Source organism: Oricola nitratireducens (assembly GCF_014904745.1).
Classification (GTDB): Bacteria; Pseudomonadota; Alphaproteobacteria; order Rhizobiales; family Rhizobiaceae; genus Oricola; species Oricola nitratireducens.
On the sequence record NZ_JACZCS010000032.1, the window covers coordinates 46,793 to 72,316 of the forward strand.

25 protein-coding genes and 1 riboswitch are annotated in these 25,524 nt (G+C 63.5%); of the genes, 10 read left to right on the forward strand and 15 right to left on the reverse strand.

Annotated features, from left to right (window positions below; all coding sequences use genetic code 11):
* Nucleotides 1-385: 385 nt before the first annotated feature.
* Nucleotides 386-775 carry an ArsR/SmtB family transcription factor gene (locus IG169_RS16205; RefSeq protein WP_193177277.1) on the forward strand — a complete coding sequence of 130 codons (390 nt, stop codon included), beginning with the start codon at nucleotides 386-388 and terminating at the stop codon, nucleotides 773-775.
* The gene (locus IG169_RS16210) at nucleotides 726-1,151 is read left to right on the forward strand and encodes an SRPBCC family protein (protein ID WP_193177278.1); all 426 of its coding nucleotides are present in this window, start codon (nucleotides 726-728) and stop codon (nucleotides 1,149-1,151) included. Before IG169_RS16205 ends, IG169_RS16210 begins: the two co-directional genes overlap by 50 nt.
* A gap of 3 nt (nucleotides 1,152-1,154) precedes the next feature.
* On the opposite strand, the gene IG169_RS16215 is transcribed toward IG169_RS16210, so the two are convergent.
* Complete coding sequence (locus IG169_RS16215) at nucleotides 1,155-1,724, reverse strand: Pycsar system effector family protein (protein ID WP_193177279.1); 570 nt, start codon at nucleotides 1,722-1,724, stop codon at nucleotides 1,155-1,157.
* 194 nt (nucleotides 1,725-1,918) lie between these two features.
* Here IG169_RS16215 and IG169_RS16220 point away from each other — a divergent pair, with 194 nt between their 5' ends.
* Nucleotides 1,919-2,593 carry a S24 family peptidase gene (locus IG169_RS16220; protein WP_193177280.1) on the forward strand — a complete coding sequence of 225 codons (675 nt, stop codon included), beginning with the start codon at nucleotides 1,919-1,921 and terminating at the stop codon, nucleotides 2,591-2,593.
* Nucleotides 2,594-2,599: 6 nt separating this feature from the next.
* Here the strand turns inward: IG169_RS16220 and IG169_RS16225 are convergent, their stop codons facing one another.
* A complete protein-coding gene (locus tag IG169_RS16225) occupies nucleotides 2,600-4,258 on the reverse strand; it encodes a lysine--tRNA ligase (protein ID WP_193177281.1) in 1,659 nt (552 codons plus the stop codon).
* Between the two features lie 146 nt (nucleotides 4,259-4,404).
* On the opposite strand from IG169_RS16225, the gene IG169_RS16230 reads away from it, so the two are divergent.
* Complete coding sequence (locus IG169_RS16230) at nucleotides 4,405-4,815, forward strand: tellurite resistance TerB family protein (RefSeq protein WP_193177282.1); 411 nt, start codon at nucleotides 4,405-4,407, stop codon at nucleotides 4,813-4,815.
* A 78-nt stretch (nucleotides 4,816-4,893) separates the two neighbouring features.
* Nucleotides 4,894-5,697, forward strand: a complete 804-nt coding sequence (locus IG169_RS16235) for a sterol desaturase family protein (RefSeq protein WP_193177283.1) — start codon at nucleotides 4,894-4,896, stop codon at nucleotides 5,695-5,697.
* Here IG169_RS16235 and IG169_RS16240 read toward each other — a convergent pair.
* On the reverse strand, nucleotides 5,650-6,576 hold the full coding sequence (locus IG169_RS16240) for a transporter substrate-binding domain-containing protein (protein ID WP_193177284.1): 927 nt from the start codon (nucleotides 6,574-6,576) through the stop codon (nucleotides 5,650-5,652). The genes IG169_RS16235 and IG169_RS16240 overlap by 48 nt on opposite strands.
* Nucleotides 6,577-6,772: 196 nt before the next feature.
* On the opposite strand from IG169_RS16240, the gene IG169_RS16245 reads away from it, so the two are divergent.
* Nucleotides 6,773-8,698 (forward strand): glycosyltransferase family 2 protein, encoded by a 1,926-nt coding sequence (locus tag IG169_RS16245; protein ID WP_193177285.1) that lies wholly within the window; start codon nucleotides 6,773-6,775, stop codon nucleotides 8,696-8,698.
* Nucleotides 8,699-8,718: 20 nt separating this feature from the next.
* Here IG169_RS16245 and IG169_RS16250 read toward each other — a convergent pair whose 3' ends face one another.
* Entirely contained in the window at nucleotides 8,719-9,807 is a 1,089-nt protein-coding gene (locus tag IG169_RS16250; protein WP_193177286.1) for a 2'-deoxycytidine 5'-triphosphate deaminase, read from the reverse strand.
* Between the two features lie 78 nt (nucleotides 9,808-9,885).
* Nucleotides 9,886-9,963: riboswitch (SAM riboswitch) on the forward strand.
* Nucleotides 9,964-10,024: 61 nt separating this feature from the next.
* Here IG169_RS16250 and IG169_RS16255 point away from each other — a divergent pair.
* Nucleotides 10,025-11,215 (forward strand): O-succinylhomoserine sulfhydrylase, encoded by a 1,191-nt coding sequence (locus IG169_RS16255; protein ID WP_193177287.1) that lies wholly within the window; start codon nucleotides 10,025-10,027, stop codon nucleotides 11,213-11,215.
* On the opposite strand, the gene IG169_RS16260 is transcribed toward IG169_RS16255, so the two are convergent.
* Together IG169_RS16260 and IG169_RS16265 are read right to left on the reverse strand one after the other, a co-directional pair.
* Nucleotides 11,216-12,376 carry an amidohydrolase gene (locus IG169_RS16260; RefSeq protein ID WP_193177288.1) on the reverse strand — a complete coding sequence of 387 codons (1,161 nt, stop codon included), beginning with the start codon at nucleotides 12,374-12,376 and terminating at the stop codon, nucleotides 11,216-11,218.
* A gap of 11 nt (nucleotides 12,377-12,387) precedes the next feature.
* Nucleotides 12,388-12,993 (reverse strand): CDP-alcohol phosphatidyltransferase family protein, encoded by a 606-nt coding sequence (locus tag IG169_RS16265; RefSeq protein WP_193177289.1) that lies wholly within the window; start codon nucleotides 12,991-12,993, stop codon nucleotides 12,388-12,390.
* A gap of 192 nt (nucleotides 12,994-13,185) precedes the next feature.
* On the opposite strand from IG169_RS16265, the gene apaG reads away from it, so the two are divergent.
* Together apaG and IG169_RS16275 are read left to right on the forward strand one after the other, a co-directional pair.
* The gene (gene apaG / locus IG169_RS16270; protein ID WP_193177290.1) at nucleotides 13,186-13,578 is read left to right on the forward strand and encodes a Co2+/Mg2+ efflux protein ApaG; all 393 of its coding nucleotides are present in this window, start codon (nucleotides 13,186-13,188) and stop codon (nucleotides 13,576-13,578) included.
* The gene (locus tag IG169_RS16275; RefSeq protein ID WP_246717421.1) at nucleotides 13,575-15,038 is read left to right on the forward strand and encodes a TrkH family potassium uptake protein; all 1,464 of its coding nucleotides are present in this window, start codon (nucleotides 13,575-13,577) and stop codon (nucleotides 15,036-15,038) included. The genes apaG and IG169_RS16275 overlap by 4 nt, the downstream gene beginning before the upstream one ends.
* 6 nt (nucleotides 15,039-15,044) lie before the next feature.
* Here the strand turns inward: IG169_RS16275 and IG169_RS16280 are convergent, their stop codons facing one another.
* Genes IG169_RS16280 through IG169_RS16290 form a run of 3 tightly spaced genes read right to left on the reverse strand, consistent with a single transcriptional unit; the run spans nucleotide 15,045 to nucleotide 18,203 of the window.
* Entirely contained in the window at nucleotides 15,045-16,016 is a 972-nt protein-coding gene (locus tag IG169_RS16280; protein WP_193177327.1) for an Hsp33 family molecular chaperone, read from the reverse strand.
* 23 nt (nucleotides 16,017-16,039) lie between these two features.
* Nucleotides 16,040-16,966 (reverse strand): ornithine carbamoyltransferase, encoded by a 927-nt coding sequence (argF, locus tag IG169_RS16285; protein ID WP_193177291.1) that lies wholly within the window; start codon nucleotides 16,964-16,966, stop codon nucleotides 16,040-16,042.
* Between the two features lie 43 nt (nucleotides 16,967-17,009).
* Nucleotides 17,010-18,203 (reverse strand): aspartate aminotransferase family protein, encoded by a 1,194-nt coding sequence (locus IG169_RS16290; RefSeq protein ID WP_193177292.1) that lies wholly within the window; start codon nucleotides 18,201-18,203, stop codon nucleotides 17,010-17,012.
* A 339-nt stretch (nucleotides 18,204-18,542) separates the two neighbouring features.
* Here IG169_RS16290 and IG169_RS16295 point away from each other — a divergent pair, with 339 nt between their 5' ends.
* A complete protein-coding gene (locus tag IG169_RS16295; protein ID WP_193177293.1) occupies nucleotides 18,543-19,085 on the forward strand; it encodes a GcrA family cell cycle regulator in 543 nt (180 codons plus the stop codon).
* A 70-nt stretch (nucleotides 19,086-19,155) separates the two neighbouring features.
* Here IG169_RS16295 and phoB read toward each other — a convergent pair whose 3' ends face one another.
* The 6 genes from phoB to IG169_RS16325 form a co-directional block, all read right to left on the reverse strand.
* On the reverse strand, nucleotides 19,156-19,848 hold the full coding sequence (gene phoB, locus IG169_RS16300; RefSeq protein ID WP_193177294.1) for a phosphate regulon transcriptional regulator PhoB: 693 nt from the start codon (nucleotides 19,846-19,848) through the stop codon (nucleotides 19,156-19,158).
* A 17-nt stretch (nucleotides 19,849-19,865) separates the two neighbouring features.
* Nucleotides 19,866-20,588, reverse strand: coding sequence for a phosphate signaling complex protein PhoU (gene phoU / locus IG169_RS16305; protein WP_193177295.1), 723 nt, complete (start codon nucleotides 20,586-20,588; stop codon nucleotides 19,866-19,868).
* A gap of 58 nt (nucleotides 20,589-20,646) precedes the next feature.
* Entirely contained in the window at nucleotides 20,647-21,393 is a 747-nt protein-coding gene (gene pstB, locus IG169_RS16310; protein ID WP_246717423.1) for a phosphate ABC transporter ATP-binding protein PstB, read from the reverse strand.
* Between the two features lie 97 nt (nucleotides 21,394-21,490).
* The gene (pstA, locus tag IG169_RS16315; RefSeq protein ID WP_193177297.1) at nucleotides 21,491-22,849 is read right to left on the reverse strand and encodes a phosphate ABC transporter permease PstA; all 1,359 of its coding nucleotides are present in this window, start codon (nucleotides 22,847-22,849) and stop codon (nucleotides 21,491-21,493) included.
* Complete coding sequence (gene pstC / locus IG169_RS16320; protein ID WP_193177298.1) at nucleotides 22,846-24,312, reverse strand: phosphate ABC transporter permease subunit PstC; 1,467 nt, start codon at nucleotides 24,310-24,312, stop codon at nucleotides 22,846-22,848. The genes pstA and pstC overlap by 4 nt, the downstream gene beginning before the upstream one ends.
* Before the next feature lie 74 nt (nucleotides 24,313-24,386).
* Nucleotides 24,387-25,421, reverse strand: a complete 1,035-nt coding sequence (locus tag IG169_RS16325; protein WP_193177299.1) for a substrate-binding domain-containing protein — start codon at nucleotides 25,419-25,421, stop codon at nucleotides 24,387-24,389.
* Nucleotides 25,422-25,524 lie beyond the last annotated feature (103 nt).

Here is a 25,524-nt window from a genome sequence, read left to right on the forward strand (position 1 = left end):
TAGCCCGCATGCATGCGAAAACATACGCGTCCCCTCCGCCATATGCGGATCGGCGCGTCATGAGGTTTGCGACCCGACTGCTCTCCGGGACTGAATTGTCCTGCGGATCAGCGGATCGTCAGCACCCCGCGTGAAATGGGAACTTGTGGGAGAATACCGGCGCGAGGATCGCAGCCGGGAGGAAACGCGCTTTGCACCGGGCGAACAACATTTCGCTTTGGATGGTGCGGGCTGCTCACGCGGCAGCCAGATCGCTTTCACACTGCGCATATCGGCGTTGTGCGCTGCAATGTCAAGCGATCATATGGCGCGCTTGCCGCCGCGGCGCGAATCCAATATTCAACCAAGCAGTTGACAATTAGAGCGCAAAACGATATTCAACCAAATGGGTGAACAATTGCAGGAACAACGGCTTTCTGAGGTTCTGAAAGCGGTCAGCGATGCAACCCGACGGTCGATCCTGACCACGCTGGTGCAGGAAGGACCGCTTCGGGTGACCGAACTGGCCGGGCGCTACGACATGTCGCTGAACGCGATCTCCAAGCACATCAAGGTGCTGGAGTCAGCGCATCTCGTCACGCGCAGAACCATCGGCAGGGTCCACCTGATCGAGGCCGATCTCGATCCGGTGCGCGCTGTCGACGCCTGGTTCGGACAACTGCGTTCGATCTGGGACCTGCGATTGGAGCGCCTTGGCGAAGTGATTGCAAAAGGAGTTACGCGTGATGAGCGACCTGTCCCTGACGGTAACAAAGACGATCCCGGCCCCGGTTGAAGCCGTGTTCAACGCATGGCTGGATGCCCGGATGCTGGCGAAGTTCATGGCGCCCGGACCCGACATGACCGTGCCGAAGGCGGAAACCGACGGACGCGAGGGCGGCCGGTTCTCGATCGTGATGGCGGCCGGGGACACCGAAATTCCCCATGCCGGCACCTATCTCGAAGTGAAGCCGCATCACCGCATCGTCTTCACCTGGGAATCGCCCTATTCGGTCGATGGCTCCACCGTGACCCTCGCCTTCAAGCCCGTCGACGGCGGCGCAACGGAGGTGGAACTGACGCATGTGAAATTCGCGACCGAGGAATCGCGCGACAACCACAAGGGCGGCTGGACGGCGATCCTGGAGAAGCTCGCAGAGACAATCGGCTGATGGTCACGCCATGCCGGCAAGCCGGACGCAGACGATCGCCAGCACCGCGATCGAGAAGACGAAGGCGACGCGCAGCGCCGTGTATTTGCGCAGCAACACGCGGGCGACCGCGGCATTGCTGACGGACAGCGACTGGACGAGTTGCGAGATTTCCGCGGTCTGCATGAATTTCGCGTAGGCGGCAGGATCGAGCGTATCGGCGGCAAGCGACGGCCATGACCAGCGGTCGAAACCGATCATGTCGCGTCGCATCCGCGCGGACGGATAGCGCGGGAACACCGCCCAGAAGCAGCAGAACACCGCTGTCGCGCTGAGCACGAGAAATACGTAGCGCAAGACCGGATCCTCGCCGGTGGAATGCATCTCGATCGGCCCGCGCAGGGCGATCAGGCCGAGCAGCGTCATCAGCGCGACCGCCTTGGCGTCGGCGAACTGGATCTGCGTCAGCAGCGCCTGATGCTGATTGCACAGATACTGGATGCGCGCCCGGCTGGCATGGTTGATGTCGTGGCCTTCCGACCCGGCCAGCGCCAGGGACAGATCGACCTCTTCCAATATCGGGGGCTTGGACATGATGGGCAAACCGCTCCTCGAACCCAGGGTTCGGTGATTATAGCGCGAAACCGCGCCGAATATCTCGACCGGGCGCTTGCAACCGGGCGCAAACCCTTCGCTGCATCTGCGGATTAACGGCGCGTTCGCGCATTGTGCCCTTGTGGGAAGCGGCGACCAGAGGTATTTATTCCTGAATATCATCAGGAAGCGCCATGCTCTCCCACAAACGCATCTGGGCCGCCATCGACGCGCTCGCCGAACGCAATGACCTGTCGGCATCGGGCCTGGCCAAACGCGCCGGACTCGATTCGACGACCTTCAACAAGTCGAAGCGGTTTGCCGCCGACGGACGGCCGCGCTGGCCGTCGACGGAATCGCTGGCGAAGATCATGGAAGCGACAGGCTCCTCGCTCGACGCGTTCATGGCGCTGGTGCAGGGCGAGGCACCTGCCGTCAGCGACAAGGTGGTGCCGCTCTCCCGCATGAGCACGGTGCCCTTGCGCGAAGTGCCGCTGATCGGCATGGCGCAGGCAGGCGCCGGCGGCTATTTCGACGATGCCGGCTTTCCGGCCGGACAGGGCTGGGACACGGTCGCCTTTCCGGGAACCGATCTCGACGAAGGCGCCTACGCGCTGGAGATCACCGGCGACTCGATGCTGCCGCTCTATCGCGAAGGCGACATCGTCATCGTCTCGCCGACCGCGCAGGTGCGGCGCGGCGACCGGGTCGTCGTCAAGACACGCGACGGTGAGGTGATGGCGAAGACGCTTTTGCGCATGACCTCGCTGGTCGTCGAGCTGGAATCGGCCAATCCGGCCCACCCGCCGAGGACCTTCCCGGCGGGCGAGATCGAGTGGATGGCCCGCATCGTGTGGGCCAGCCAGTAATCCGGATCAGGCGAGTTCGCCGGCGAGCGCCTTGTTGATGAGCGCGACCGTCTCGTTCAGGCCGTAGAGCGCGACGAAGGAACCGAAGCGCGGGCCGCGTTCCTGGCCGAGCAGCACCTGGTAGAGCATCTGGAACCAGTCGCCGGTGACCGCCGGGCCGCCGTCCGGGCCGGTCTTCGACGGATCCTGGTAACGCTCGAAGCCGCGCGCCACGTCGAGCGCGGCATCCTGGATCGCCGCGCCGTCGGCATCGTCCGGCAATATGTCGAGAGAGGCGGCAAGTTTCGCCAGCGCCTCGCGCTCGACATCGTCGGGGGCGCGGAATTTCTTGTTCGGCTTCACGAAGTCGTCGAAATAGCGGATCGCATAGCCGACCAGCTCGTCGAGCTTGGGATGGGTCCCGGCGGTGACGCCCGGGGCATAGCGCGAGATGAAACCCCACAGCACCGCCTTGTCATGCGCATTGGACGCGCTGACGAGATTGAGCAGCATCGCGAACGGCACCGGCATGTCGGCCGCCGGCGGCTTGCCGGAATGGATGTGCCAGACGGGATTGTTCAGCCGCGACGCCCAGTCCTGACGCTCGAAGGCGGCAAGGAAGGTGAAATACTCGTCGACGGCCTTCGGGATGACGTCGAAATAGAGCCGCTTGGCGGTACGCGGCTTCTGGAACATGTAGAGCGCGAGGCTTTCGGTCGGGGCGTAGGTCAGCCATTCGTCGATGGTCAGGCCGTTGCCCTTCGACTTGGAGATCTTCTCGCCGTTCTGGTCGAGGAAAAGTTCGTAGACGTAATGCTCCGGCGGACGGCCGCCGAGCGCCGAACAGATGCGGTCATAGACCGGCATGTTGGGGCCATGATCCTTGCCGAACATCTCGAAATCGACGCCGAGCGCCGCCCAGCGGGCGCCGAAATCCGGCTTCCACTGGAGCTTGACCTGGCCGCCGGTGATCGACTGCGTCACGTCCTCGCCGTCCTCGTCGACATAGGTCACCGTGCCCGCCTTGGCGTCGACGGCCTTCATCGGCACGTAGAGGACGCGGCCGGTCTTCGGCGAGATCGGCAGGAATGCCGAATAGGTGGCGCGGCGCTCCTCGCCCAGTGTCGGCAGCATGATCGCCATGACGTCGTCATAGCGCTCGGCGACGCGCAGCAGAATCTCGTCGAAGCGGCCGGACTTGTAGTAATCGGTGGCGCTGGCGAATTCGTAGTCGAAACCGAACGTGTCGAGGAAGCGGCGCAGCATCGCATTGTTGTGATGGCCGAAGCTCTCGAAGTCGCCGCCGAACGGGTTCGGCACGACGGTCAGCGGTTTGTGCAGATGCGGCTCGAGGAAGGACCTGTCCGGCACGTTGTCCGGGATCTTGCGCATGCCGTCCATGTCGTCGGAGAAGCACAGCAGCTTGGTCGCGACCTTGTCCCCGGTCAGCACGCGGAAAGCGGTGCGCACCATGGTCGTGCGGGCCACTTCGCCGAAGGTGCCGATATGCGGCAGGCCGGACGGGCCGTAGCCGGTCTCGAACAGGACGACGTCCGGAAAACCAGTCTTCTCGTAGCGCTTGACGATCTTGCGCGCTTCCTCGAACGGCCAGGCTTTCGTTTTCGCGGCGGCCTCCAGCAGATCGGGTGTCAGATCGAGGGCGGGCAAGGCCGGATTGGCGCTCATTTCTTCAGGTCCTGGTCGTCGGATATTGCGGAAGGCGGCCCGCCGTCGCATCGGCGCGCCATTTGTCCGCCAGCCTTTACCGTCTCGCGCTTGCGAAGCCAAGCGCGCAACACTACGTTCGCTGCGAACACGGCAAGAGGGCTTTCATGAGCGCGATTTCACAACAAGAAGCACTGGTCTTCATCATGGTAACGATGGCGGCCGCCGACTCCGCCCTTTCCGAGCGCGAACTCTCCCGGATCGGAAACGTGGTCGACACGCTGCCGGTCTTCGAAGGTTATTCGCGCGACCATCTCGTCGAGACGGCAAACCGCTGCACGGAGATCCTCAACGAGCCGTCGGGCATCGACCAGATCCTCGGCATGGTCAAGGCGAGCCTGCCCGACCGGCTCTACGACACGGCCTATGCCGTGGCGATCGAGATCGCGTCCGCCGACCTGCATGCCTCGCAGGAGGAACTGCGCTTCCTGCAGATCCTGCGCGACGAACTCGAACTCGACAACCTCGTCTCCGCGGCGATCGAGCGATCGGCGCGGGCGCGTTTCCGCCTGCCCTGACATGAAAGTGAATTGCCAGTGACGCGCCTGGCCCGGCATGTAACGGGCCAGTGCACAATCGTCATGCGCTGAGGCACAATGGAAATCTCCGAAGCGACAATAAGGCTCGCCGCCTTTCTGATCATCTTCGCCGCGATGGCCGGTTACGAATTGTGGTCGCCGCGCCTCGAACGAGACGAAATGCGCGGCGCGATGAAATCGAAGCGCTGGTTCACCAATCTGTCGATGGTTGTGCTGTCGTCGATCTGCCTTCGGATCATCTTTCCGGCGGCCGCAGTCGGCACGGCGATCTATGCGCAAGATCAGGGCCTCGGATTGTTTCCGGCGCTCGGCATTGCGCCGGTCGTCGCCGGCATCGCTTCCTTCGTCATCCTCGATTTCGCAGTGTGGCTGGAGCATGTCGTCAGCCACAAGATCCCGCTGCTGTGGCGCATCCACCGCATGCACCATGCCGACAACGGCTTCGACGTGACGACGGCGTTGCGGTTCCATCCGATCGAGATCGTGCTGTCGATGTTCTGGAAGGCGGGCATCATCATCGCGCTGGGCGCGCCGGTGGCCTCCGTGCTCGTCTTCGAGATCGTGCTCAACGGCACCGCGATGTTCAACCATTCCAACATCAACCTGCCGCAATCGGTAGACCGGTTGTTGCGCATGGTGATCGTGACACCCGACATGCACCGCGTGCACCATTCGTCGACGCCGCGCGAAACGAATTCCAACTACGGCTTCAACTTCCCGTTCTGGGATCGGCTCTTCCAGACCTACAACGCCCAGCCGAAACTCGGCCATGACGGGATGGAAATCGGCCTGAAGGAATTTCGCGGCCCGAAATCAGCCGGACTGCTCTGGGCGCTCCGCCTTCCCTTCACCCGGCTTTGACGCCGGAGACCCCGGCCCCTCCGCGAAGGGATCGAGCGGGAAGTAGCGCTCGAAGATTTCCTGATAAACGCCCTTTTCCTCCAGCGCGCCGAGCGCGGCATCGATCGCCGTGATGACGCGGTGCCCGTCCTTGCGCATCACGATGACCATGCCGGCCCCGAGAAAATGATCGGAGAAAAAGGGCCCGGAGATGAAACCGCAGCAGGACGCCGCATCGGGTGAAGCGAGCCAGAAGGAAAGCGCGACTCCATCGCCGAAGATGAGATCGGCATCCCCGTCCGTCAGGGCGGCATAGGTTTCGGCGGCATCGGCGCGTTCGACCGGAACGGCGTCGGGGAACCAGGCTTTCAGCATCGCCTCGTGGGCGCTGCCGCTGACGACGGCGACATTCTTTCCCTTGGCGAGCGCGGTCATGTCCGTGGTGTCGACGGCAAAGTCGCGCTTCGCCACGAACCGGGCCGGAAAGCGGAAATAGGGCAGACTGACCGCGCGTGCCTCGCGCAGTTTCGCGGTGATGCCGTGACCCGCGATGATCGCCTCGCCACGCAACCCGTCAAGCGCGGGATCGAGTTCCTCCCAGGGCATCGCCTGGATTTCGCATTTGGACTCGATACCGAGTTCGTCGCACAGCGCGCGCGTGATCTCGACATTGAACCCGGCCGGCTTGCGGTCCGGATCGGCGAAGTTGAAAGGCGGGAAATCGAGCGACGTCAGAAAGCGCATCCGAACCAGACCGGACAGGTCGGGACGCGCGATGCGGTCGCTGGGATCCGACAGGCGCGGCGCGTCGCCCGCCCGGCACGGAGCGGCGGCAATCAACAGGGCGGCAAGCGTGAAAAGGATGCCCGCCTTCGATCCGGATGTGTTCAGAAAAACCATGTTTCCGATTAGCCGATGCGCCGTTCCGGTTCCAGAACGAAATGAAGCGCCCGGCCGCCGATACAACGAATGCTTGCAATACTGCCGATTCGCAATACTATTGCTTGTGGGAACTTGTTTGTCTGTATGTTGACGAGTTATGGGGGCAGTCATTCCGGTTCAGGAGCCCATTTCCGCGGGGCCGCGCCCCGGCGCTATGCCGCGCCACGAGCCGGTGACGACACGGCTCGACCGGGCACGCGCGCTTTCGCGAACGATCCGGGACGCACCGGCCGATGCGGCCAACGAGAACCGGATCTGCCCGTCGATCGCTTTTCTTGCCGCCGACGCCTTTCCGCGCCTGTTCCTTTCCAGGGCGAGCCGCCATGCGATCCGCAACGGGACAAGCGGCGCAGCCGAACTGCTTGCCCACGGCCTCGTCAGCGAGGACGCCTATTACCGTTCGCTCGCCAACCACGCCGGCGTGGCCTTCGTCGAACCGACATCGATCGCCGAAGTGTTGACCGGCGAAAACGAGGCCGGTGGAGAAGCACTTTCACGACAAGCCGCCTGGTGCCGGTTGCACGACGGCAGCGTTCGACCGCTTTTCGCGCCGACACCCGACCGGCCGGGCATCGGGACCGACCTTTTCCGCGCCAGAATCGGGAAATCTCCGGACATCGCGATCACCGCGCCGTCGGGGCTCCGCGCCGCGCTCGCCCGGCAAATCCGCCGCAAACTCGGCCATGACGCCTGCAACCGGCTTGCAACTGAAAATCCGTGGTTTTCGGCCAAGCACGGCGCGGGCGCGTGGCACGGTTTCATGACCGCCGGCGTCGTCACCGGGCTCGCCGGAGGACTTGCCGTCGCGCCCGCCGCAACGCTGCTGGCGCTGCATGGTGCGGTGACGCTGTTTTTCCTGGCGACCGTCACGCTGCGGCTTTTCGCAGCGGCAACATATCGTTTTCTGCCGCCGACCCCGCTGATGCGCTTCGCCAATAGCGAGCGGCCGCTCTATTCGGTCGTCGTCGCGCTGCACAGGGAAGCGCCCGTCGTCGCGGATTTGATCACGGCGCTGAAGGCGCTGCGATGGCCGCGCGCGAAGCTGGAAATCAAGCTGGTCTGTGAGGAAGGCGACCGCGAGACATTGGCCGCGCTGGCCAGGGAACGGCTCGACCGGCGCTTCGAGATCGTCACCGTGCCGCTGATCGGCCCGCAAACCAAGCCGAAGGCGCTGAATTTCGCCCTGCCGTTTTCGACCGGCTCGCTCATCACGCTTTACGACGCCGAGGACCGGCCGCATCCCGACCAGCTCGAGGAAGCCTGGCAGGTCTTCCGGCAGTCCGACGCGACGCTCGGGGCATTGCAGGCGCCGCTGATCATCGCCAATCCGCGCCGCAACTGGCTGACAACACATTTCCACCTCGAATATGCCGCGCTGTTCCGCGGCATCCTGCAATTGCTGACGCGGCATGGCCTGCCCGTCCCGCTCGGCGGCACGTCGACACATTTCCGGCGTGCGGCGATCGAGGACTGCGGCAGCTGGGATCCGTACAACGTCACCGAGGATGCCGATCTCGGCTTCCGGCTGTGGCGCAAGGGCTATCGCGTCGGGCTGATCAGCCGGCCGACACTGGAAGACGCACCGGACGCGGCAGCGGTGTGGCTGCGCCAGCGGACGCGATGGATCAAGGGCTGGATCCAGACCTGGGTCGTGCATTCGCGCCGATCAGCCGCATGGCCGGCCGTCAAGCGTTTTCCCGGCGCGGCGATCATGCACCTGCTGCTCGCGGGCACCGTCGCCTGCGCATTGTTCTATCCCTTCACGGTGCTGACCGTCGCCGTTCTCGGCGGCTGGAGCCTTTACAGCGGAACGCTGCCTGCCGCATGGTCGGCGCTTGCCGTGCTCGACTGGTCGAACATTCTTCTCGCCTTTGCCGCGCATGCCGCACTCGGCCTGCGCACGATCGACCGACCCCTGCGGCCGCTGGCGCTGAAAACGCTGCCGCTGATGCCTGTCTACTGGCTCCTCGGAGCACTCGCCGGCTGGCGGGCGGTCCGGCAGTATTTCTCCGAGCCGTTCCTGTGGGAAAAGACACCGCACAGGCCGCATGACCCGTCGGGCGAGATGCATCACGTCTGAGCAGCGATCATCGAGGCTTGCTACGACCGGAAATGCTTGGAAAGCTTCAGGCCCTGGGCTTGGTAGTTCGACTTGAGATCGGCGCCATAGAGCCGGTCGGGGCGCTTTTCCATGCGCTCATAGACGAGGCGGCCGACCGTCTGACCGTCTTCGAGCACGAAAGGCACCTCGTGGCTGCGCACCTCGAGGACCGCGCGGCTGCCCGAACCACCGGCGGCCGTATGGCCGAAGCCGGGATCAAAGAAACCGGCATAATGGACGCGGAACTCGCCGACGAGCGGATCGAACGGCGTCATCTCGGCGGCATAGTCCGGCGGCACATGCACCGCCTCGCGCGAGACGAGGATATAGAACTCGTCGGGATCGAGGATCAGTTCCTTGCGGCCGCGCACATGCAGCGGCTCCCAGAAATCGAGCACCTCAAGGGCGGCGCGCTTGTCGACATCGACGACCGCCGTGTGATGCTTGCCGCGATAACCGACCAGGCCATTCTCGTCGCCGGACAGGTCGACGGATACGGCGATGCCGGCATGAGTGATGATCGGATCGTCGCCGGCGACCAGCGTTGCAGAGGCGTGCAGCGCGGCAAGATCGTCGGCGCCGAGGATCGTGTCGGCGGAGCGGAAGCGGACCTGCGACAGCCGCGACCCGGTGCGCACGACAATCGGGAAGGTGCGCGGGCTCACTTCCAGATAGAGCGGGCCATGGTAGCCGGCCGGGATCTTGTCGAACTCGATACCGTGATCGGTCATGACGCGCGTGAAGATGTCGAGCCGGCCGGTCGAACTTTTCGGATTGGCCGAGGCCGCGATTCCGGCGGGCAGCGCCAGCGATTCCAGCAGCGGCACGATGTAGACGCAGCCGGTTTCGAGCACCGCGCCCGGCGCGAGATCGATCTCGTGCAGCTTCAACTGCTCGAGCTTGTCGACCACGGTGCAGCCCTTGCCGGGCATGAAGCTGGCGCGCACACGATAGGCTTTGGCGCCAAGCCGCAGGTCGAGGCTTGCCGGCTGAATCTGGTCGGCATCGAGCGGGCGCTCGGCGCGGAGCGCTTTCGCCTCGAACAAGGCGGCAATGGCGCTGTCGGGCAGGATGCCCCCTGTTGTCACGTGTCGCTCCCTTTACTGTCGAGCGGCACCATTCCCGAGCAGGATTATTGACGCAAGCGCCCCGAAGCCTTATGGACAGCTTTCGTTCGTGGTGATTTGGCCGGTCGGCTTGCAGCCACGTAAAACAACTCGCTAAAAGGCCGCGCGACACGTCAAGGGACGTGGGTCAACCGGTTTTGCGGCGACGCGGAACCGGTTTTTTATTTGGAGACAGCTCATGGGTTCTGATTGGTCGAAATTCGGCGCCGCCACGCAGATGGTGCATGGCGGAACGTTGCGGTCGCAGTTCGGCGAGACATCGGAAGCCATGTTCCTGACGCAGGGCTTCGTCTACGACACGGCGGAAGCCGCAGAAGCCCGCTTCAAGGGTGACGAGGGCGGTTTTATCTATTCGCGCTACGCCAATCCCACCAACGAGATGTTCGAGCAGCGCATGTGCATGCTGGAAGGCGCCGAGGCCGCGCGCTCCACGGCCTCGGGCATGGCCGCCGTCGCCGCGGCGATCCTCTGCCAGGTGAAGGCCGGCGACCATGTCGTGGCGGCGCGCGCGCTGTTCGGCTCCTGCCGCTGGATCGTCGAGACCCTGCTGCCGCGCTACGGCGTGGAGACGACGCTGGTCGACGGCACGGACCCGGCCGCCTGGGAACAGGCGGTGAAAAAGAACACCAAGGTCCTGTTCTTCGAAAGCCCGACCAATCCGACGCTGGAAGTGATCGACATCGAGCATGTCGTCGCGGTGGCGCGGAGCGTCGGCGCCAAGGTGGTGATCGACAATGTCTTCGCGACGCCGATCCTGCAGAAGCCGATGGAACTCGGCGTCGACATCGTCGTCTATTCGACCACCAAGCATATCGACGGACAGGGGCGCTGTCTCGGCGGCGTGGTGCTGGCAAGCGAGGAATGGATCGACGAAAACCTGCATGACTATTACCGCCATACCGGCCCGTCGATGAGCCCGTTCAACGCATGGGTCATGCTGAAGGGGCTGGAGACGCTGCCGCTGCGCGTGCACGCGCAGACCGCGAATGCCGGGCGCATCGCCGATTTCCTGGCGACGCGGTCGGAGGTCAAGCACGTGATCTATCCGGGCCGGCCGGACCACCCGCAGGCCAACATCATCCCGAAGCAGATGAAGGGCGGCTCGACGCTGGTGTGTTTCGAACTGAAGGGCGGCAAGTCCGAAGCCTTCGCCTTCGAGAACGCGCTGAATATCGTCAAGATTTCCAACAATCTCGGCGACGCCAAGAGCCTGATCACCCATCCGGCGACGACAACGCACAAGAACCTCACCCCGGAAGCGCGTGCCGAACTCGGCATCACCGACGGCACGCTGCGCCTCTCGGTCGGACTGGAAGACGCGGACGACCTGCTCGACGATTTCGACCGGGCGCTGGCGAAGGCGGGCTGACTAGCCGCATTGCCCCCTTGCGATCTGTTCGAAGATCGCAAGGCCGGCCGGGATGATCTCGTCGGGAAAGTCGTAGTCCGGATTGTGCAGTTGCGGGTGGCCCTCGCCCGCGCCGAGCACGAAGAAGGCGGACGGGCAGACGCTGCCGAAGACACCGAAATCCTCCGACCAGCGGAACGGGCCGTCTATATCGGCGCAGGCGATACCGGCCTGCGCGCAGGCGTCGCGCACCATCGCTGTCGCGCCGGCATCGTTGAAACAGGCGGCGAAGCGCTCCGACGTCTCGATGTCGATACCCAGTCCGGCCGCCTCTGCTGCGGCGACCGCCATGTCGCGCGCCGCCGTCATCAGCTTTTCCTGAAGCGCGTCCGTTCGCGATCGCAACGTCGCCATGACCCGGGCCTCTCCGGGCGAGATGCCGAAAGCCGGTTCGCCCAGACGCGCATGCGACAGCGTCACCAGCGCATCGCCGGGCTCGATACCGAGCGTCTCGGGCAGTCGCGGGAGCCGGGTAACGAGGTCCGTCATCGCGGCCGCCGGGCTTCTGCCGTCCTCGGGATGGGCGGCATGCGACGTCCACCCGGTCAGGTGGATCGTCATGCCTTCCGAGGCGAAGCACAAAGACCCTTCGCGGATGGCCGCCTGTCCAAGCTTCATGCCGGGCAGGTTGTGCAGACCGAAGGCGAAGTCGGGACGGATGGACGCGAACCGCTCATCCTCGACGACCCCGCGCGCGCCGGCGCCGGTTTCCTCGGCGGGCTGGAAGAGCAGAACCACGCGGCCCCTGGCAGGGCGCCGGGCCTGCAGCCGCCTGGCGAGACCGCAGATGACCGCCATGTGGCCGTCATGACCGCACATGTGCCCCTTTCCTGCAATCCCGGAACGCCACGCGGGCGATCCGGTTTCGTGGATCGGAAGTGCGTCGAGCTCGCAGCGAAACAGGATCGCCGGGCCAGCTTCGCCGCTGTCGAATATGCCGACGACGCCGTGGCCGCCCAATCCGGTGACAATGTCGTCCGCATCGCAGTCGTGCAGCCACTGCGCCATGCGCGCCGCCGTTTCCTCCTCCTCGCCGGATATTTCCGGCGCACAATGCAGGTTGCGCCGCAGCGCGGTCAATTCCGCGATAAGGGTCTCGTTGTCGTCCAAAACGCAGTCCATTTCCGTCCGGTTCAGCGCAGAATGCGCGCGGTCGCCACAATGCGCGACAGAGCCGTATAAAGGCAAATCGCCGCAAAAACACAGGCCAGAACGGGAAACCAGCCGGGAAACAAACAGGCGAGAACGAAGACGGCGATCGTCTCGGTGGCTTCAGCGAGCCCGGTGGTGAAAAAGAAGGATTTCTCGCCGCGCTGGTCGGTCGACAGTCCGTGCTTCTCGGCCATGATCGCGAAGGCAAGGAAGCTCGCGCCATTGACGTAGAACGAAAAAACGAGAACCACCGCAGCGACCGCATTTGCAGCCGGATCGGCGAGTGCGAAGCCGACGGGAATAGCGCCGTAGATCGCGAAATCGAGCACGATGTCGAGATAGCCGCCGAAATCGGTCTTGCCGTTGATGCGCGCGACCGCGCCGTCGAGACCGTCGGCGAGCCGGCTCGCCAGAAGGACGATCATGCCCGCCAAATAGACGTGCCAGGCGATCAGTCCGGCCGCCGCGACACCGAGCACCCATGCAAGCACGGTGATCGCGTTCGCCGAGACGCCCGTCCGCGCAATGGCGCGGGCCAAGCCGTTTATCGCCGGTTCGATCCTCGCGCGCACGGCGCCGTCAAGCATGTCCATCTCCCCTCTTGCGGATTTTCCCACGCTTAGGCCGGCCTGCGCGTCCTGTCATGCCACAAACGATCATTTCCCGTTCACGGCTGCGTGCGCGCGGCAAAGCCGACCGCGCATCCCTTCCCGGATTCGCAGAATTATCCTTCGCCGGAACGATTCCCTTTCGGCCCGAAACGCTCTAAATCTCCTCGCATGTACCGTGAAACGACAGACGGCATCGAGATCATTGTCGAGCCGCAATACCTGCATGACCAGTCCGAGCCGGAGGCGCACCGCTATATCTGGGCCTATACGGTGGTTATCGCCAACAACTCCGATCACACGGTTCAGCTGGAAACGCGCTACTGGCGCATCACCAATGCGCTCGGCCAGATCGAGGAGGTCGAGGGACCGGGCGTGGTCGGCGAATTTCCGACGCTGACGCCCGGCGACAGCTACCAGTACACGTCTGGTTGTCCGCTCAACACGCCGTCGGGGACAATGGTCGGCCATTACGTCATGCGGCGCGACGACGGAACGCGATTCGAGGCGCATATCCCGGCCTTCTCGCTCGACAGGCCCGACGCGGCACGGACACTGAATTGAGCGCCGTCCTCGACCTGCGGCCGGTCATCCTTGTCACGGGCATTCTGCTGACGACGCTTGGCGCGGCGATGCTGATCCCGGCACTGGTCGACGCCGTTGCCGGCAATCCGGACTGGCAGGTCTTCGCCGGATCTTCGGCGGCGACCATCCTGGTCGGCATCACCTTCTATGCGGCGACGCGCGGCATGCCGCGCAGCCTGTCGACGCGACAGGCGATGCTGATGACGGTCGTCGTCTGGCTGGCGCTGGTCACGGCGGGCGCGCTGCCGTTTCGCTGGTCGGGGATCGTGCCGAGCTACACGGATGCCTTTTTCGAGGCGATGTCGGGGCTGACGACGACGGGAGCGACGGTGATCACCGGGCTCGATCATGCGCCGCCCGGCATCCTGTTGTGGCGCGCCATCCTGCAATGGCTGGGCGGTCTCGGCATCATCGTGATGGCCGTTGCCGTGCTGCCGATGCTGCAGATCGGCGGCATGCAGGTGTTCAAGGCGGAAGCCTTCGAGACACCGGAAAAGATCCTGCCGCGCGCGACACAGATCTCCGGCTCGATGACGCTCGTCTTCGTCGCCTTCACGGCGCTTTGCGCGGGCGCCTATCTCGTCGCCGGAATGCGGCCGAACGATGCCTTGATTCACGCGATGACAACGGTGGCGACGGGCGGGTTTTCGACCCGCGACGCGTCGATCGGCTTCTATCAGGATCCGGCAATCGAATGGATCGCGATCCTCTTCATGATCGCCGGTTCGATCCCGTTCCTGCTCTATGTGCAGGTGCTGCAGGGCCGTCCGGTCGCATTGTGGCGCGACCAGCAGGTGCGCGCATTCATCGCCGTCATCGGGCTGATGATCCTTGCCGGCTGGATCGTCGCCGACCATTCGCAGGCGGGATTCCGGAGCGAAGCGGACTCCTTCCGGGCGGCCGCGTTCAACACGGTCTCGGTGATGACCGGAACCGGCTACGCCTCGGCCGATTACGGCCTGTGGGGGGCGCAGTCGATCGCCTTCTTCTTCATCATCATGTTCATCGGCGGATGCGCCGGATCCACCTCCTGCGGCATCAAGATCTTCCGGTTCCAGGTGCTTTTCGCGGAAGTGCGCGAACGGCTGGTGAAGGTGCTGTATCCGCATGGCGTGTTCGTCAAGCGCTTCAACGGCAGGCCGCTCGACAACCGCGTGCCGCTCGCGGTGACGACCTTCATCTTCCTCTATCTCGCCGCCTTCGCCGTGTTGTCGATCGCGTTGCAGCTGACCGGCCTCGATCTCCTGACCGCGATTTCGGGGGCAGGGTCGGCGATCTCGAATGTCGGACCGGGGCTCGGTCACCGCATCGGACCGGCAAGCACCTACCAGTCGCTGAACGACACGGCCAAATGGCTCCTGTCGTTCGGCATGCTGCTCGGGCGGCTGGAACTGTTCACCGTCCTGGTGCTGTTCCTGCCACGCTTCTGGAGGAGCTGAGAATCGTCAGTGGGTGGTGTCGAAATCCGACGGCGAAAAGCGGTAGACCGTGGAGCAGAACTCGCACTTCACGGTGATCTTGCCGTCCTCGACGGATTCCGCGCGCTCTTCCGGAGACAGGGAGCGCAGCACGTTCTCCACCTTTTCACGCGAACAGGTGCAGCGGTCGTGGACGGGGCTCGGCTCGTTCGCCGTCACGCCGCGCTCGTGGAAAAGCCGGTAGAGCAGCGTATGAACGCCCACCGCGTCGTCGACGAGTTCGTCGGCGGCGACGGTGTCGAGCAACGCCTTGACCTCTAGCCAGGCGTCATCCTCCTCGATGTCGTGCAGTTCCGTGCCTTCCGGCGCTTCGCCGGGATGCAGGTCGGGCTGGCGCATGCGCTCCGGCGAGTCGGGCAGGAACTGGGCGAGTATGCCGCCGGCGCGCCAGTGATTGTGGCTCTGGCCGTCATCGCCGCGCACGATCAGGCGGCCGACCGCGAGACGCAGCTCGGTCGGGATCTGTTCGGACTGGCGGAAATAGTTGCGCGCAACCTCCTCCAGCGAGGTCCCGTCAAGCGCCACGATGCCCTGGTAGCGCTGCATGTATTCGCCCTGATCGACGGTCAGCGCCAGAACGCCCTTGCCGAGCAGACCGGCGGGATCGGCCGATCCGGATTCCACGGCCGCGTTGACCGCGTCCTCATCCCAGCGGGCGTAGGCGCGCACGCCATCGGGCGTCGCGAAATCGACGACGAGAAACGACACCGGGCCGTCCGTCTGGCACTGGGCGATGAACTTGCCCTCGAATTTCAGCGACGTGCCGAGCAACACCGTCAGCACGATCATCTCTGCGAGCAGGCGGGCGACGGGTTCGGGATAGTCGTGCCGGTCGAGAATGGCGTCCAGCATCGGGCCGATCATCACGGCGCGGCCGCGCGCATCGAGGGCGTCGACGCGGAACGGAACGACCGCGTCCATCGGGTCGGTTTCATTCATGCCGGCAAATGCAGAGTGTCCGCTCACGATTGGGACGCCTCCAACCCGAGACACCAGGCAATGATCGCCTTTTGCGCATGCAGGCGGTTCTCCGCCTCGTCGAAGACGACGGATTGCGGACCGTCGATAACGCCGTCCGTCACCTCCTCGCCGCGGTGTGCGGGCAGGCAGTGCATGAACAGCGCGTCATTCTTGGCATGCGCCATCAGCCGCTCGTTGACCTGATAGGGCATGAAGATGTTGTGGCCGCGGGCCTTTTCTTCCTGTCCCATGGACACCCATGTGTCGGTGACGACGGCATCGGCGCCGTCGACCGCGGCCTCCGGATCGTGGCCGATCGTCACATTCGCGCCCTTCGAGCGCGCCCAGTCGGTGTAGCGGCTCTGGGGCTCGTTGCCCTCCGGCACGGCGACCGACAGGTCGAAGCCGAATTGCGGCGCCGCCTCGATGAAGGAATGGAGCACGTTGTTGCCGTCGCCCGACCACGCGATCCGCCGCCCCTCGACCGGCCCGCGATGTTCCTCGTAGGTCATCACGTCGGCCATGATCTGGCAGGGGTGCGTATCGTCGGTCAGCGCGTTGATGACGGGAACCGTCGCCGCGTCAGCGAGTTCGAGCAGGCGGTCATGTTCCTTGGTGCGGATCATGATGATGTCGACATAGCGCGACAGCACCCGCGCGGTGTCGGCGATCGTCTCGTCGCGGCCAAGCTGCATTTCCGCGCCGGTCAGCATGATCGTCTCGCCGCCGAGCTGGCGCATGGCGACATCGAAGGAGACGCGGGTCCGCGTCGACGGCTTCTCGAAAATCATCGCAAGCACCTTGCCGGCAAGCGGCGAGCCGGCAGTGCCGCCCTTCTGCGCGCTCTTGCGGGTTTTGGCGTTGTCGAGAATGGCCCGCAGGTCACCGGCCGAAACGGCGGCAATATCGAGAAAATGACGAACACTCATAACTCAGTTCCAAATCTGCTTTTCATCAAGGGATGGAATGCGGTCAACGGCCGCCATGTCCGCTGGACAGGCTTGCGGCGGCCTTTTCGATGCGCTCCAGGGCGATGCGGATATCCTCGTCGGTCGAGGTCAGCGGCGGCAGGATGCGCACGACGTTATCGCCGGCCGGCACGGTCAGCATATGGTTGGCGTAAAGCTCTTTCACAAGAGCGGTGTTGGGAACCACGCATTTGAGGCCCAGCATCAGCCCCTCGCCGCGCACCTCCTCGATCACGTAGGGATGACGGTCGGCGATCGAGGCCAGCCCCTGCTTCAGCCGCAGCGCCTTGTCGCGGACACCTTCGAGGAAACCGTCCGCAAGCATTACATCGAGAACGGCGTTGCCGACGGCCATGGCCAGCGGATTGCCGCCATAGGTCGTTCCGTGAACGCCCGGGATCATGCCCTTGGCGGCTTCCTCGGTGGCGAGGCAGGCGCCCATCGGAAAACCGCCGCCGATCGCCTTGGCGACCGCCATGATATCGGGTTCGATACCCGCCCATTCATGCGCGAAAAGCTTGCCGGTGCGGCCCATGCCGCACTGGATCTCGTCGAAGATCAGGAGCAGTCCCTCTTCGTCGCAGACCGTGCGCAGATCACGCAGGAACTGCAGCGGCACCGGACGGATGCCGCCTTCGCCCTGGATCGGCTCGATCAGGATCGCAGCGGTCTCGCCGGTGATCGCCGCCTTCAGCGCATCAAGGTCGTCGAAGGGCACCTGGTCGAAACCCTCGACCTTCGGCCCGAAGCCCTCGATATATTTCGGCTGCCCGCCGGCGGCGATGGTCGCCAGCGTACGACCGTGGAACGCGCCCTCGAAGGTGATGATGCGGAAGCGCTCCGGATGGCCGTCGGCATAATGGTAACGCCGCGCGGTCTTGATCGCGCATTCCATCGCCTCCGCACCGGAATTGGTGAAGAACACCTTGTCGGCGAAAGTCGCCTCGACGAGACGCCTGGCAAGGCGGCGTTGTTCCGGAACCTCATAGAGATTGGACGTGTGCCAGAGCTTTCCGGCCTGTTCGCGCAGCGTTTCGACGAGATGCGGATGGGCATGGCCGAGTGCGCTGACGGCAATGCCGCCGCCGAAATCGAGATATCGCTCGCCGCGCGTATCGACGATCCATGAGCCTTCGCCATGGTCAAACGCGATATCGGCGCGCGCATAGGTCTCGAATAGCGGTGATGGTTCGGTCATCGTGGCGTCCCTGCCAAGGGTTTGAAACGAAAAAAGCCGCCCGGTCCGGCGGCCCCATGTTTTTAGGAGTTGACCGCGTTCCAGTCAATCACAAGGACGGGCCAAGCAATCCGATCGAACGCGATCGGGCCAAAAGCGCAAGTTGTTGAAAACCGTGAAATCAGATTCACGATTTGGCGGCGACTCTTGTCAGCGAGTCAGCGGCCATAGTAGTTTGCGGCCGAGGCGGGACAACCTCGCAGAGTAAACTCCCAAGTATCGCGTTCGGTGCCGGTTTTTTTTCATTAAACCGAGCCACGGAGGAGGATTCTGCGCAGACGACAAGAGATGGAGAGCCAAGTGAGCTGGACAGACGAACGCGTGGAACTGTTGAAAAAACTCTGGGCCGACGGCTTGAGCGCCAGCCAGATTGCCGCGCAGCTCGGCGGCGTCAGCCGCAATGCCGTTATCGGCAAGGTCCACCGCCTGAAGCTGTCGGGACGGGCGAAGTCGGTTTCATCGGGCGCACCGAAGACGAAGCGCGCCAATGCGCCGCGCAGCTCCTCCTCGCCGCGCGGCGGCGGTTACAGCGGTGGCGGCGGTGGTGGCGGTGGCCGCACCATGACCACCGTCACCCATGCTGTCGGCGCCACGGTCATGAAGAGCGAGGTCAATGCGCTCGCCTATCCGGACCGGCGTCCGATCGAAGACATCGTGGTTCCGATCTCCAGGAACCTGAAGCTCGTCGACCTGAACGAAAACACCTGCAAGTGGCCGCAGGGCGACCCGCTTTCCGAGGATTTCCATTTCTGCGGGCACGAGTCGGAAGAGTCCTCGCCCTACTGCAAATACCACGCGCGGCTGGCCTTCCAGCCGTCATCGGACCGCAAGCGCTCCCGTTGAACGAAAATACGGCCGGAAACAGACAAGGGCGGCAAACAGCCGCCCTTTTTCATGTCCGCCATTCTGCCGGTCAGACCGATTCCAGCGAATACCCGGCGCCGCGCACCGTGCGGATCGGGTCGCGCATCTTGCCGATATTGATGGACTTGCGCAGCCGGCCGATATGGACGTCGACGGTGCGGTCATCGACATAGATATCCTCGCCCCAAACGCCGTCGAGCAGCTGGGCGCGGGAGAACACGCGGCCGGGCGCCTGCAGGAAGAACTCCAGAAGCCTGAATTCCGTCGGACCCAGCTTGATTTCACGGCCGTTGCGATAGACCCGGTGGGTTTCGCGGTCGAGTTCCAGTTCGCCGACCTTGAGAACACTGGCGACGATTTCCGGCCGCGCCCGGCGCAGCATCGCCTTGACGCGCGCCATCAGCTCGGGCGTCGAAAAGGGTTTGACGACATAGTCGTCGGCGCCGGTGGACAGGCCCCTGATGCGCTCGCTTTCTTCGCCGCGCGCGGTCAGCATGATGATCGGCAGTCGCTGCGTCTCGGGCCGCGTGCGCAAGCGGCGGCACAGTTCGATTCCGCTGAGGCCCGGCAGCATCCAGTCGAGGATCAAAAGATCGGGAACGGATTCGCGTAGCGCGATCTCCGCCTCGTCGCCGCGCAACTCGGTATCGACGCGATAGCCTTCCGATTCCAGATTGTACTTCAGCAGAACGCTTAACGCTTCCTCGTCCTCGACAACCATGACCTTTGGCTGGTTGGCCATGCGCATGCTCCCGTGCATCAAGCGTCCGTATCGTCAGCCACGATACGGTGCGTCTTGTCTTCCTTGGGTCTGTAGGCCGACAGGTGTTCGCCTGTGACGATATAGTAGACCGACTCGGCAATGTTGGTGGCATGATCTCCGATGCGCTCGATATTCTTGGCGCAGAAGAGAAGATGCGTGCAGGTGGTGATGTTGCGCGGATCCTCCATCATGTAGGTCAGGAGTTCCCGGAAAAGCGACGTGTACATCGCATCGATCTCGTCATCGCGGTCGCGGATCATGTTGATCCGCGTCACCGAACGCGAGCCAAATGCATCGAGCACTTCCTTCAACTGGGCAAGCGCCAGATCGCCGAGATGATCGATGCCGCGCACCAGATTGACTGAATGGCCGCGCTCGGAAATGGCCACGACCCGTTTCGCGATGTTCTTCGCCAGATCGCCGACACGCTCGAGGTCGCTGGCGATGCGGATCGCGGAAAACACTTCGCGCAGATCGCTCGCCACGGGCTGGCGCTGCGCGATGATGAGAATGACCTTGTCGTCGAGTGTGGCCTGCGCCTCGTCCAGCATGAGATCGTCGGAGATCACCTTCTGGGCAAGCTGCAGGTCCGACTTGATGAGGGCGCGGATCGAATTTTCCACCATGCGTTCCGCAAGGCCGCCCATTTCGGCGATCTTGTGCGCAACGAACTTCATGTCCTCGTCGAATGCGGTCACCGTATGGCTGGTTGGTACCATCGGTCTCTCCTTCCCTGGAGTTTGATTTGCTGTCCGAGTGCCGTTGTCCGGGTCCGCATCAGCCGAAACGGCCGGTGATGTAGTCCTGGGTGCGTTTCTCGGACGGATTGGTGAAGATCGTTTTGGTGTCATCGACCTCGACGAGTTCGCCGAGATGGAACATTGCGGTGCGCTGCGACACGCGGGCCGCCTGCTGCATCGAGTGCGTCACAATAACGATGGTGTAGTTTTCGCGCAGTTCGTCGATCAGTTCCTCGACTTTCGCGGTCGCGATCGGGTCGAGCGCCGAACAGGGTTCGTCCATCAGGATCACTTCCGGCGCGACGGCGATGGCGCGGGCGATGCAAAGACGCTGCTGCTGGCCGCCGGAGAGGCCGGTGCCGGGCTCCTGCAGGCGGTCCTTCGCCTCTTCCCAAAGGCCGGCTCCGCGAAGGCTCTGCTCGACGAGATTGTCGAGGTCGGCTTTCGACTTCACCAGGCCGTGAATGCGGGGGCCGTAGGCAACGTTCTCGTAGATCGATTTCGGGAACGGGTTCGGCTTCTGGAACACCATGCCGACACGGGCGCGCAGTTCGACGACGTCGATCGCGGGATCGTAGATATCCTCGCTGTCGAGGGTGATCTTGCCGGTAACACGGCAGATATCGATCGTGTCGTTCATGCGGTTGAGGCAACGCAGGAAGGTCGACTTGCCACAGCCCGACGGGCCAATGAGCGCCGTCACCTGACGTTCGTAAATGTCGAGATCGACATCGAACAGCGCCTGCTTGGAACCGTAGAAGACACCGACCTTGTCGCCCTTCATCTTGATGACGGCGCCGGTGGCGCCGACAGCGGCCGCCGCCTGATTGTTCGCGAAAACCTGATCGGCCTCTACCTTCATTTCACTGTTCTCCATAACTTTACCACCGCCGCTCGAAACGCCTGCGCAGGATAATCGCCGTGATGTTCATGATGGCGAGGAAAATGAGCAGGACAATGATTGCGCCGGACGCACGTTCGACGAATGCAGGGTCGCCGCGCGTGGTCCAGTTGTAGACCTGAACCGGCAGCGCGGAGGCCGGATCGAAAAAGCCCTCCGGCGGCGCGCCCGGATATTCGCGGACGAAGGCCACCATGCCAATCAGCAGCAACGGCGCGGTTTCGCCAAGCGCCTGAGCCAGGCCGATGATGGTGCCGGTCAGAATGCCCGGGGCCGCCAGCGGCAAGACGTGATGGAAAATCGACTGCAACTTGGAGGCGCCGACGCCGAGAGCAGCATCGCGGATCGACGGCGGCACCGCCTTCAACGCGGAGCGCGTGGCGATGATGATGGTCGGCAGGGTCATCAGCGTGAGCACGAGACCGCCGACAAGCGGCGCGGACTGCGGCAGACCTGCAATGTTGATGAAGATCGCCAGGCCAAGAATACCGAAAACAATCGATGGCACGGCGGCAAGGTTGGAAATATTGACCTCGATGATGTCCGTGAACCGGTTCTGCGGCGCGAATTCCTCGAGATAGATCGAGGCGGCGACGCCAATCGGAAGCGAGAGCACAAGAACAACCAGCATCATGTAGGCCGAACCAAGGATGGCGACGCCGAGGCCGGCGGCTTCCGGACGGGTGTCGGATGCATCCGGCGCCGTAAAGAAGCTCCAATTGAACCTCTTCTCGAGGATGCCGGCTTCGCGCATCTGGTCGGCCAGCCGCAGTTGCTCGGGCGACACGTTCCGGTCGAGCGCGGCCGATTCCATCGTCACCCGGCCCTTGTAGTAGCCGTCGATACGTCCGGCCGCGAGCAGCTCGAAGGTGATGGTTTCGCCGATCTTGTCGGGATGAGCGAGCACATAGCGACGCAATTGCGCCGGCGCTTCCTTGGAAATGAGTTCGGCGGCCTGCTTGGCGTTCACACCATCGACGCTGATGCCGTGTTCGGCCATGGTCTTCACCAGCGCCGCCTTGATCAGCGGCTGGTAAGCGAAGGTCGTCACCTTCTGCAGTTCGGCGGGGTCGCGCTTGCCGCTCTTGTCGAGCTTGGATGCGTCGAGATTGATGGCGAGCTTCACATAGGTCTGGCTGAACGAGGAAACGCCGTTGTTCAGGATCGACGCCATCAGGCCGAGCAGCGCAATGATACCGAAGGTGACGGCCGCGAGCCCCATCATCCGGAAGCGCATTTCCGCGCGGTGCCGACGCGTGGTCCGCTCATCGCGGACGAACAGCGAACGGTCATTCGGACGGACGGCCTGGGTTGCCAGGTCGGCGGAGACGTCGGTCATTCGTACTGCTCCCGGTATTTGCGAACGATGTAGAGCGCGATGATGTTGAGCCCGAGGGTGAAGACGAAGAGCGTCAGCCCGAGCGCGAAAGCCACGAGCGTCTCGGGACTGGCGAATTCGGTGTCACCGGTCAGCTGGCTGACGATTTTCACGGTGACCGTGGTCATCGCCTCGAAGGGATTGACCGAGAGCCGGGCGGAAGCGCCGGCGCCCATGACGACGATCATGGTTTCGCCGATGGCGCGGCTGGCCGCGAGCAGGAAGGCACCGACGATTCCGGGCAGAGCCGCCGGCATGATGACCTTGCGGATCGTTTCCGACTGGGTCGCGCCGAGACCGTAGGAGCCGTCGCGCATGGATTGCGGAACCGCATTGATGATGTCGTCGGAAAGCGAGGAAATGAACGGGATCAGCATGATTCCCATCACGAGGCCCGCGGTCATGACCGATGACGAGGAGCTGCCCAGTCCGGTCGGCTGGGCGATCCAGTCGCGAATGAAGGGGCCTACGGTGATCAGGGCGAAGAGGCCATAGACGATCGTCGGGATGCCCGCGAGCATTTCGATGGCCGGCTTCGCAAAGCTGCGCAGCGAGCTGCCGGCATATTCGGCCAGATAGATCGCGATCATCAGACCCAAAGGAACCGCGAGGGCCAGGGCGACGAACGAGACATAAAGCGTGCCCCACAGGAGCGGCAGGATGCCGAGATCCGAACCGCCTCGGAACTGCGGATTCCAGGTCGCCGAGAAGAAGAAGTCCCGGGCCGGGTAAATCCGGAAGAAATGGATCGATTCGAAGAGCAGCGAGCCGATAATACCCAGTGTGGTCAGGATGGCGATGAGCGATGAGCCCATCAGCAGTGATTTTATGAAGGTTTCGCTTGTGTTGCGGGCCCGCATCCTCGGCGTGATCCGGAACCAGGACCAGGCGCCGAGCGCCAGCGCCGTGACGAGGACCGCAATGTTGCGAATAAGCGAACCGGCCTTGCCGATGTTGCGGTAGGATTTTGCCGCCTCGAAGACCGCCGGCTGCACGTCGGAACCGAGCGCCACGCCGACGCTGGCAAGCCGTGAACGGACATTGGAGAAGTCGGCACGCATGTTTGCGAGATCGGTTTCAGTAAAACCGCCCGATCCAACGAGAAGGTCAAGACCATTGGCGATACGGCGGACATCGGCCATCACAAGGCTCTTGGCCCCGCTCTGGTCAACGATGCTCTGGGGAATATCGGAGCTGATCTGGCTTTCGATCGCAATGGGCTGGACAAAGAGCCATACACCCAAAAGGAGAAATGCCGGCACTGCCACGTAGAGGGCGACGGTCTGCCCGTAATAGCCCGGGAGAGAGTGAAGTTTGGTCTTTTCCCGGTCGGAGACGGCCAGCGCGCGCTGACGTCCAAGGATATAGCCGAGAGCCGTCAAGGCGAGCACGATGATTACAATTGCACTTACACTGGTGGTCATGTCGCATCCGCCCTGGGGTTACTGGGGTAGCAACGGGACGGCGCCGAAGCACCGCCCCGCATATTTTCAGACGATCAGTTCAGCGGACCCATCGGGGTACGGTTCTTGACCATTTCCTGGGTCTTGGCGAGTTCCGGATCGGGAACCAGGCCGTAGGCGGCAAGCGGGCCGTCCGGGCCGGCCATTTCGTCGGAGACGAAGAACTCGATGTATTCCTGGAGACCCGGAATGACGTCGAGGTGAGCGTTCTTCACATAGAAGTAAAGCGGACGCGAAACCGGATATTCGCCCTTGGCGACGGTGTCGACCGACGGGGTGACGCCGTTCATGGTCGCGACCTGCAACTTGTCGGTGTTGTTCTCATAGAACGACAGGCCGAAGACGCCGATCGCCTGCTTGTTGGCGTCGAGGCGGGCGAGCGTCTCGGTGTAGTCGCCGTCGATGTCGACCGATGCGCCGTCGGTGCGCAGAGCGAGGCAGGCCTTCTCGCCGTCCTTTTCACCCATAGCCGCCACGAAGGCTTCCAGAGCGCCCGATTCCTTGCAGCCATCTTCGAGAACCTTGATGTCGAAGACTTCGCGGGTGCCGTGCTTGGTGCCCGGGATGAAGGCCAGGATTTCCTGGTCCGGCAGATCGGCATTCACGTCGTGCCAGGACTTGTAGGGGTTGTCGACAACCTTGCCGTCCACGACAACTTTGGCGGCCAGAGCCTTGAACCAGTCAGCCGGGGTGAAAGCGAAGCTCGAACCGTTGATGTCGGAAGCGAAAACGATGCCGTCATAGCCGATCCGGACTTCCTGGATCTCGTCAACGCCATTGGCCTTGCAGTTGTCGATATCCGACTGCTTGATGCGCGAGGAAGAGTCAGCGATGTCGATGGTGTTCTCGCCCACGCCTTCGCAGAGCGCCTTGCGGCCGGCACCCGAACCGCCGCCCTCGACGACCGGAGTCGGATATTCGAAATTCTCGCCGAACGCTTCGGCGACGATCGAGGCATAGGGCAGCACCGTCGAGGAGCCTTTGATCTGAATCTGGTCGCGCGCTTCAGCGGCGGTCGTCAGCGCCGACGCGGCAAGAGCGGCAGCGAGTGCAATCTTGAGGGTTTTCATGGAATTCTCCCGTTTGGGCATGTGTGAGCTGTGACCGGCGCTCGCCGGACAGGGGCGTTCTATAGCCTTCGGGAAGACGTTTTATGACAGTTACAAAACAGTT

What these genes read in the sequence shown, in the direction of transcription:
- IG169_RS16240 (WP_193177284.1), bottom strand. Translation starts at nt 6,576, where the DNA reads ATGGTTTTTCTGAACACATCCGGATCGAAGGCGGGCATCCTTTTCACG.
- IG169_RS16265 (WP_193177289.1), bottom strand. Translation starts at nt 12,993, where the DNA reads ATGCTTGACGGCGCCGTGCGCGCGAGGATCGAACCGGCGATAAACGGC.
- IG169_RS16205 (WP_193177277.1), top strand. Translation starts at nt 386, where the DNA reads ATGGGTGAACAATTGCAGGAACAACGGCTTTCTGAGGTTCTGAAAGCG.
- IG169_RS16325 (WP_193177299.1), bottom strand. Translation starts at nt 25,421, where the DNA reads ATGAAAACCCTCAAGATTGCACTCGCTGCCGCTCTTGCCGCGTCGGCG.
- IG169_RS16255 (WP_193177287.1), top strand. Translation starts at nt 10,025, where the DNA reads ATGGGTTCTGATTGGTCGAAATTCGGCGCCGCCACGCAGATGGTGCAT.
- IG169_RS16215 (WP_193177279.1), bottom strand. Translation starts at nt 1,724, where the DNA reads ATGTCCAAGCCCCCGATATTGGAAGAGGTCGATCTGTCCCTGGCGCTG.
- argF (WP_193177291.1), bottom strand. Translation starts at nt 16,966, where the DNA reads ATGAGTGTTCGTCATTTTCTCGATATTGCCGCCGTTTCGGCCGGTGAC.
- IG169_RS16290 (WP_193177292.1), bottom strand. Translation starts at nt 18,203, where the DNA reads ATGACCGAACCATCACCGCTATTCGAGACCTATGCGCGCGCCGATATC.
- IG169_RS16245 (WP_193177285.1), top strand. Translation starts at nt 6,773, where the DNA reads ATGCCGCGCCACGAGCCGGTGACGACACGGCTCGACCGGGCACGCGCG.
- phoU (WP_193177295.1), bottom strand. Translation starts at nt 20,588, where the DNA reads ATGGTACCAACCAGCCATACGGTGACCGCATTCGACGAGGACATGAAG.
- pstC (WP_193177298.1), bottom strand. Translation starts at nt 24,312, where the DNA reads ATGACCACCAGTGTAAGTGCAATTGTAATCATCGTGCTCGCCTTGACG.
- pstB (WP_246717423.1), bottom strand. Translation starts at nt 21,393, where the DNA reads ATGAAGGGCGACAAGGTCGGTGTCTTCTACGGTTCCAAGCAGGCGCTG.
- pstA (WP_193177297.1), bottom strand. Translation starts at nt 22,849, where the DNA reads ATGACCGACGTCTCCGCCGACCTGGCAACCCAGGCCGTCCGTCCGAAT.
- IG169_RS16280 (WP_193177327.1), bottom strand. Translation starts at nt 16,016, where the DNA reads ATGAATGAAACCGACCCGATGGACGCGGTCGTTCCGTTCCGCGTCGAC.
- IG169_RS16235 (WP_193177283.1), top strand. Translation starts at nt 4,894, where the DNA reads ATGGAAATCTCCGAAGCGACAATAAGGCTCGCCGCCTTTCTGATCATC.
- IG169_RS16230 (WP_193177282.1), top strand. Translation starts at nt 4,405, where the DNA reads ATGAGCGCGATTTCACAACAAGAAGCACTGGTCTTCATCATGGTAACG.
- phoB (WP_193177294.1), bottom strand. Translation starts at nt 19,848, where the DNA reads ATGGCCAACCAGCCAAAGGTCATGGTTGTCGAGGACGAGGAAGCGTTA.
- IG169_RS16225 (WP_193177281.1), bottom strand. Translation starts at nt 4,258, where the DNA reads ATGAGCGCCAATCCGGCCTTGCCCGCCCTCGATCTGACACCCGATCTG.
- IG169_RS16210 (WP_193177278.1), top strand. Translation starts at nt 726, where the DNA reads ATGAGCGACCTGTCCCTGACGGTAACAAAGACGATCCCGGCCCCGGTT.
- IG169_RS16260 (WP_193177288.1), bottom strand. Translation starts at nt 12,376, where the DNA reads ATGGACTGCGTTTTGGACGACAACGAGACCCTTATCGCGGAATTGACC.
- IG169_RS16220 (WP_193177280.1), top strand. Translation starts at nt 1,919, where the DNA reads ATGCTCTCCCACAAACGCATCTGGGCCGCCATCGACGCGCTCGCCGAA.
- apaG (WP_193177290.1), top strand. Translation starts at nt 13,186, where the DNA reads ATGTACCGTGAAACGACAGACGGCATCGAGATCATTGTCGAGCCGCAA.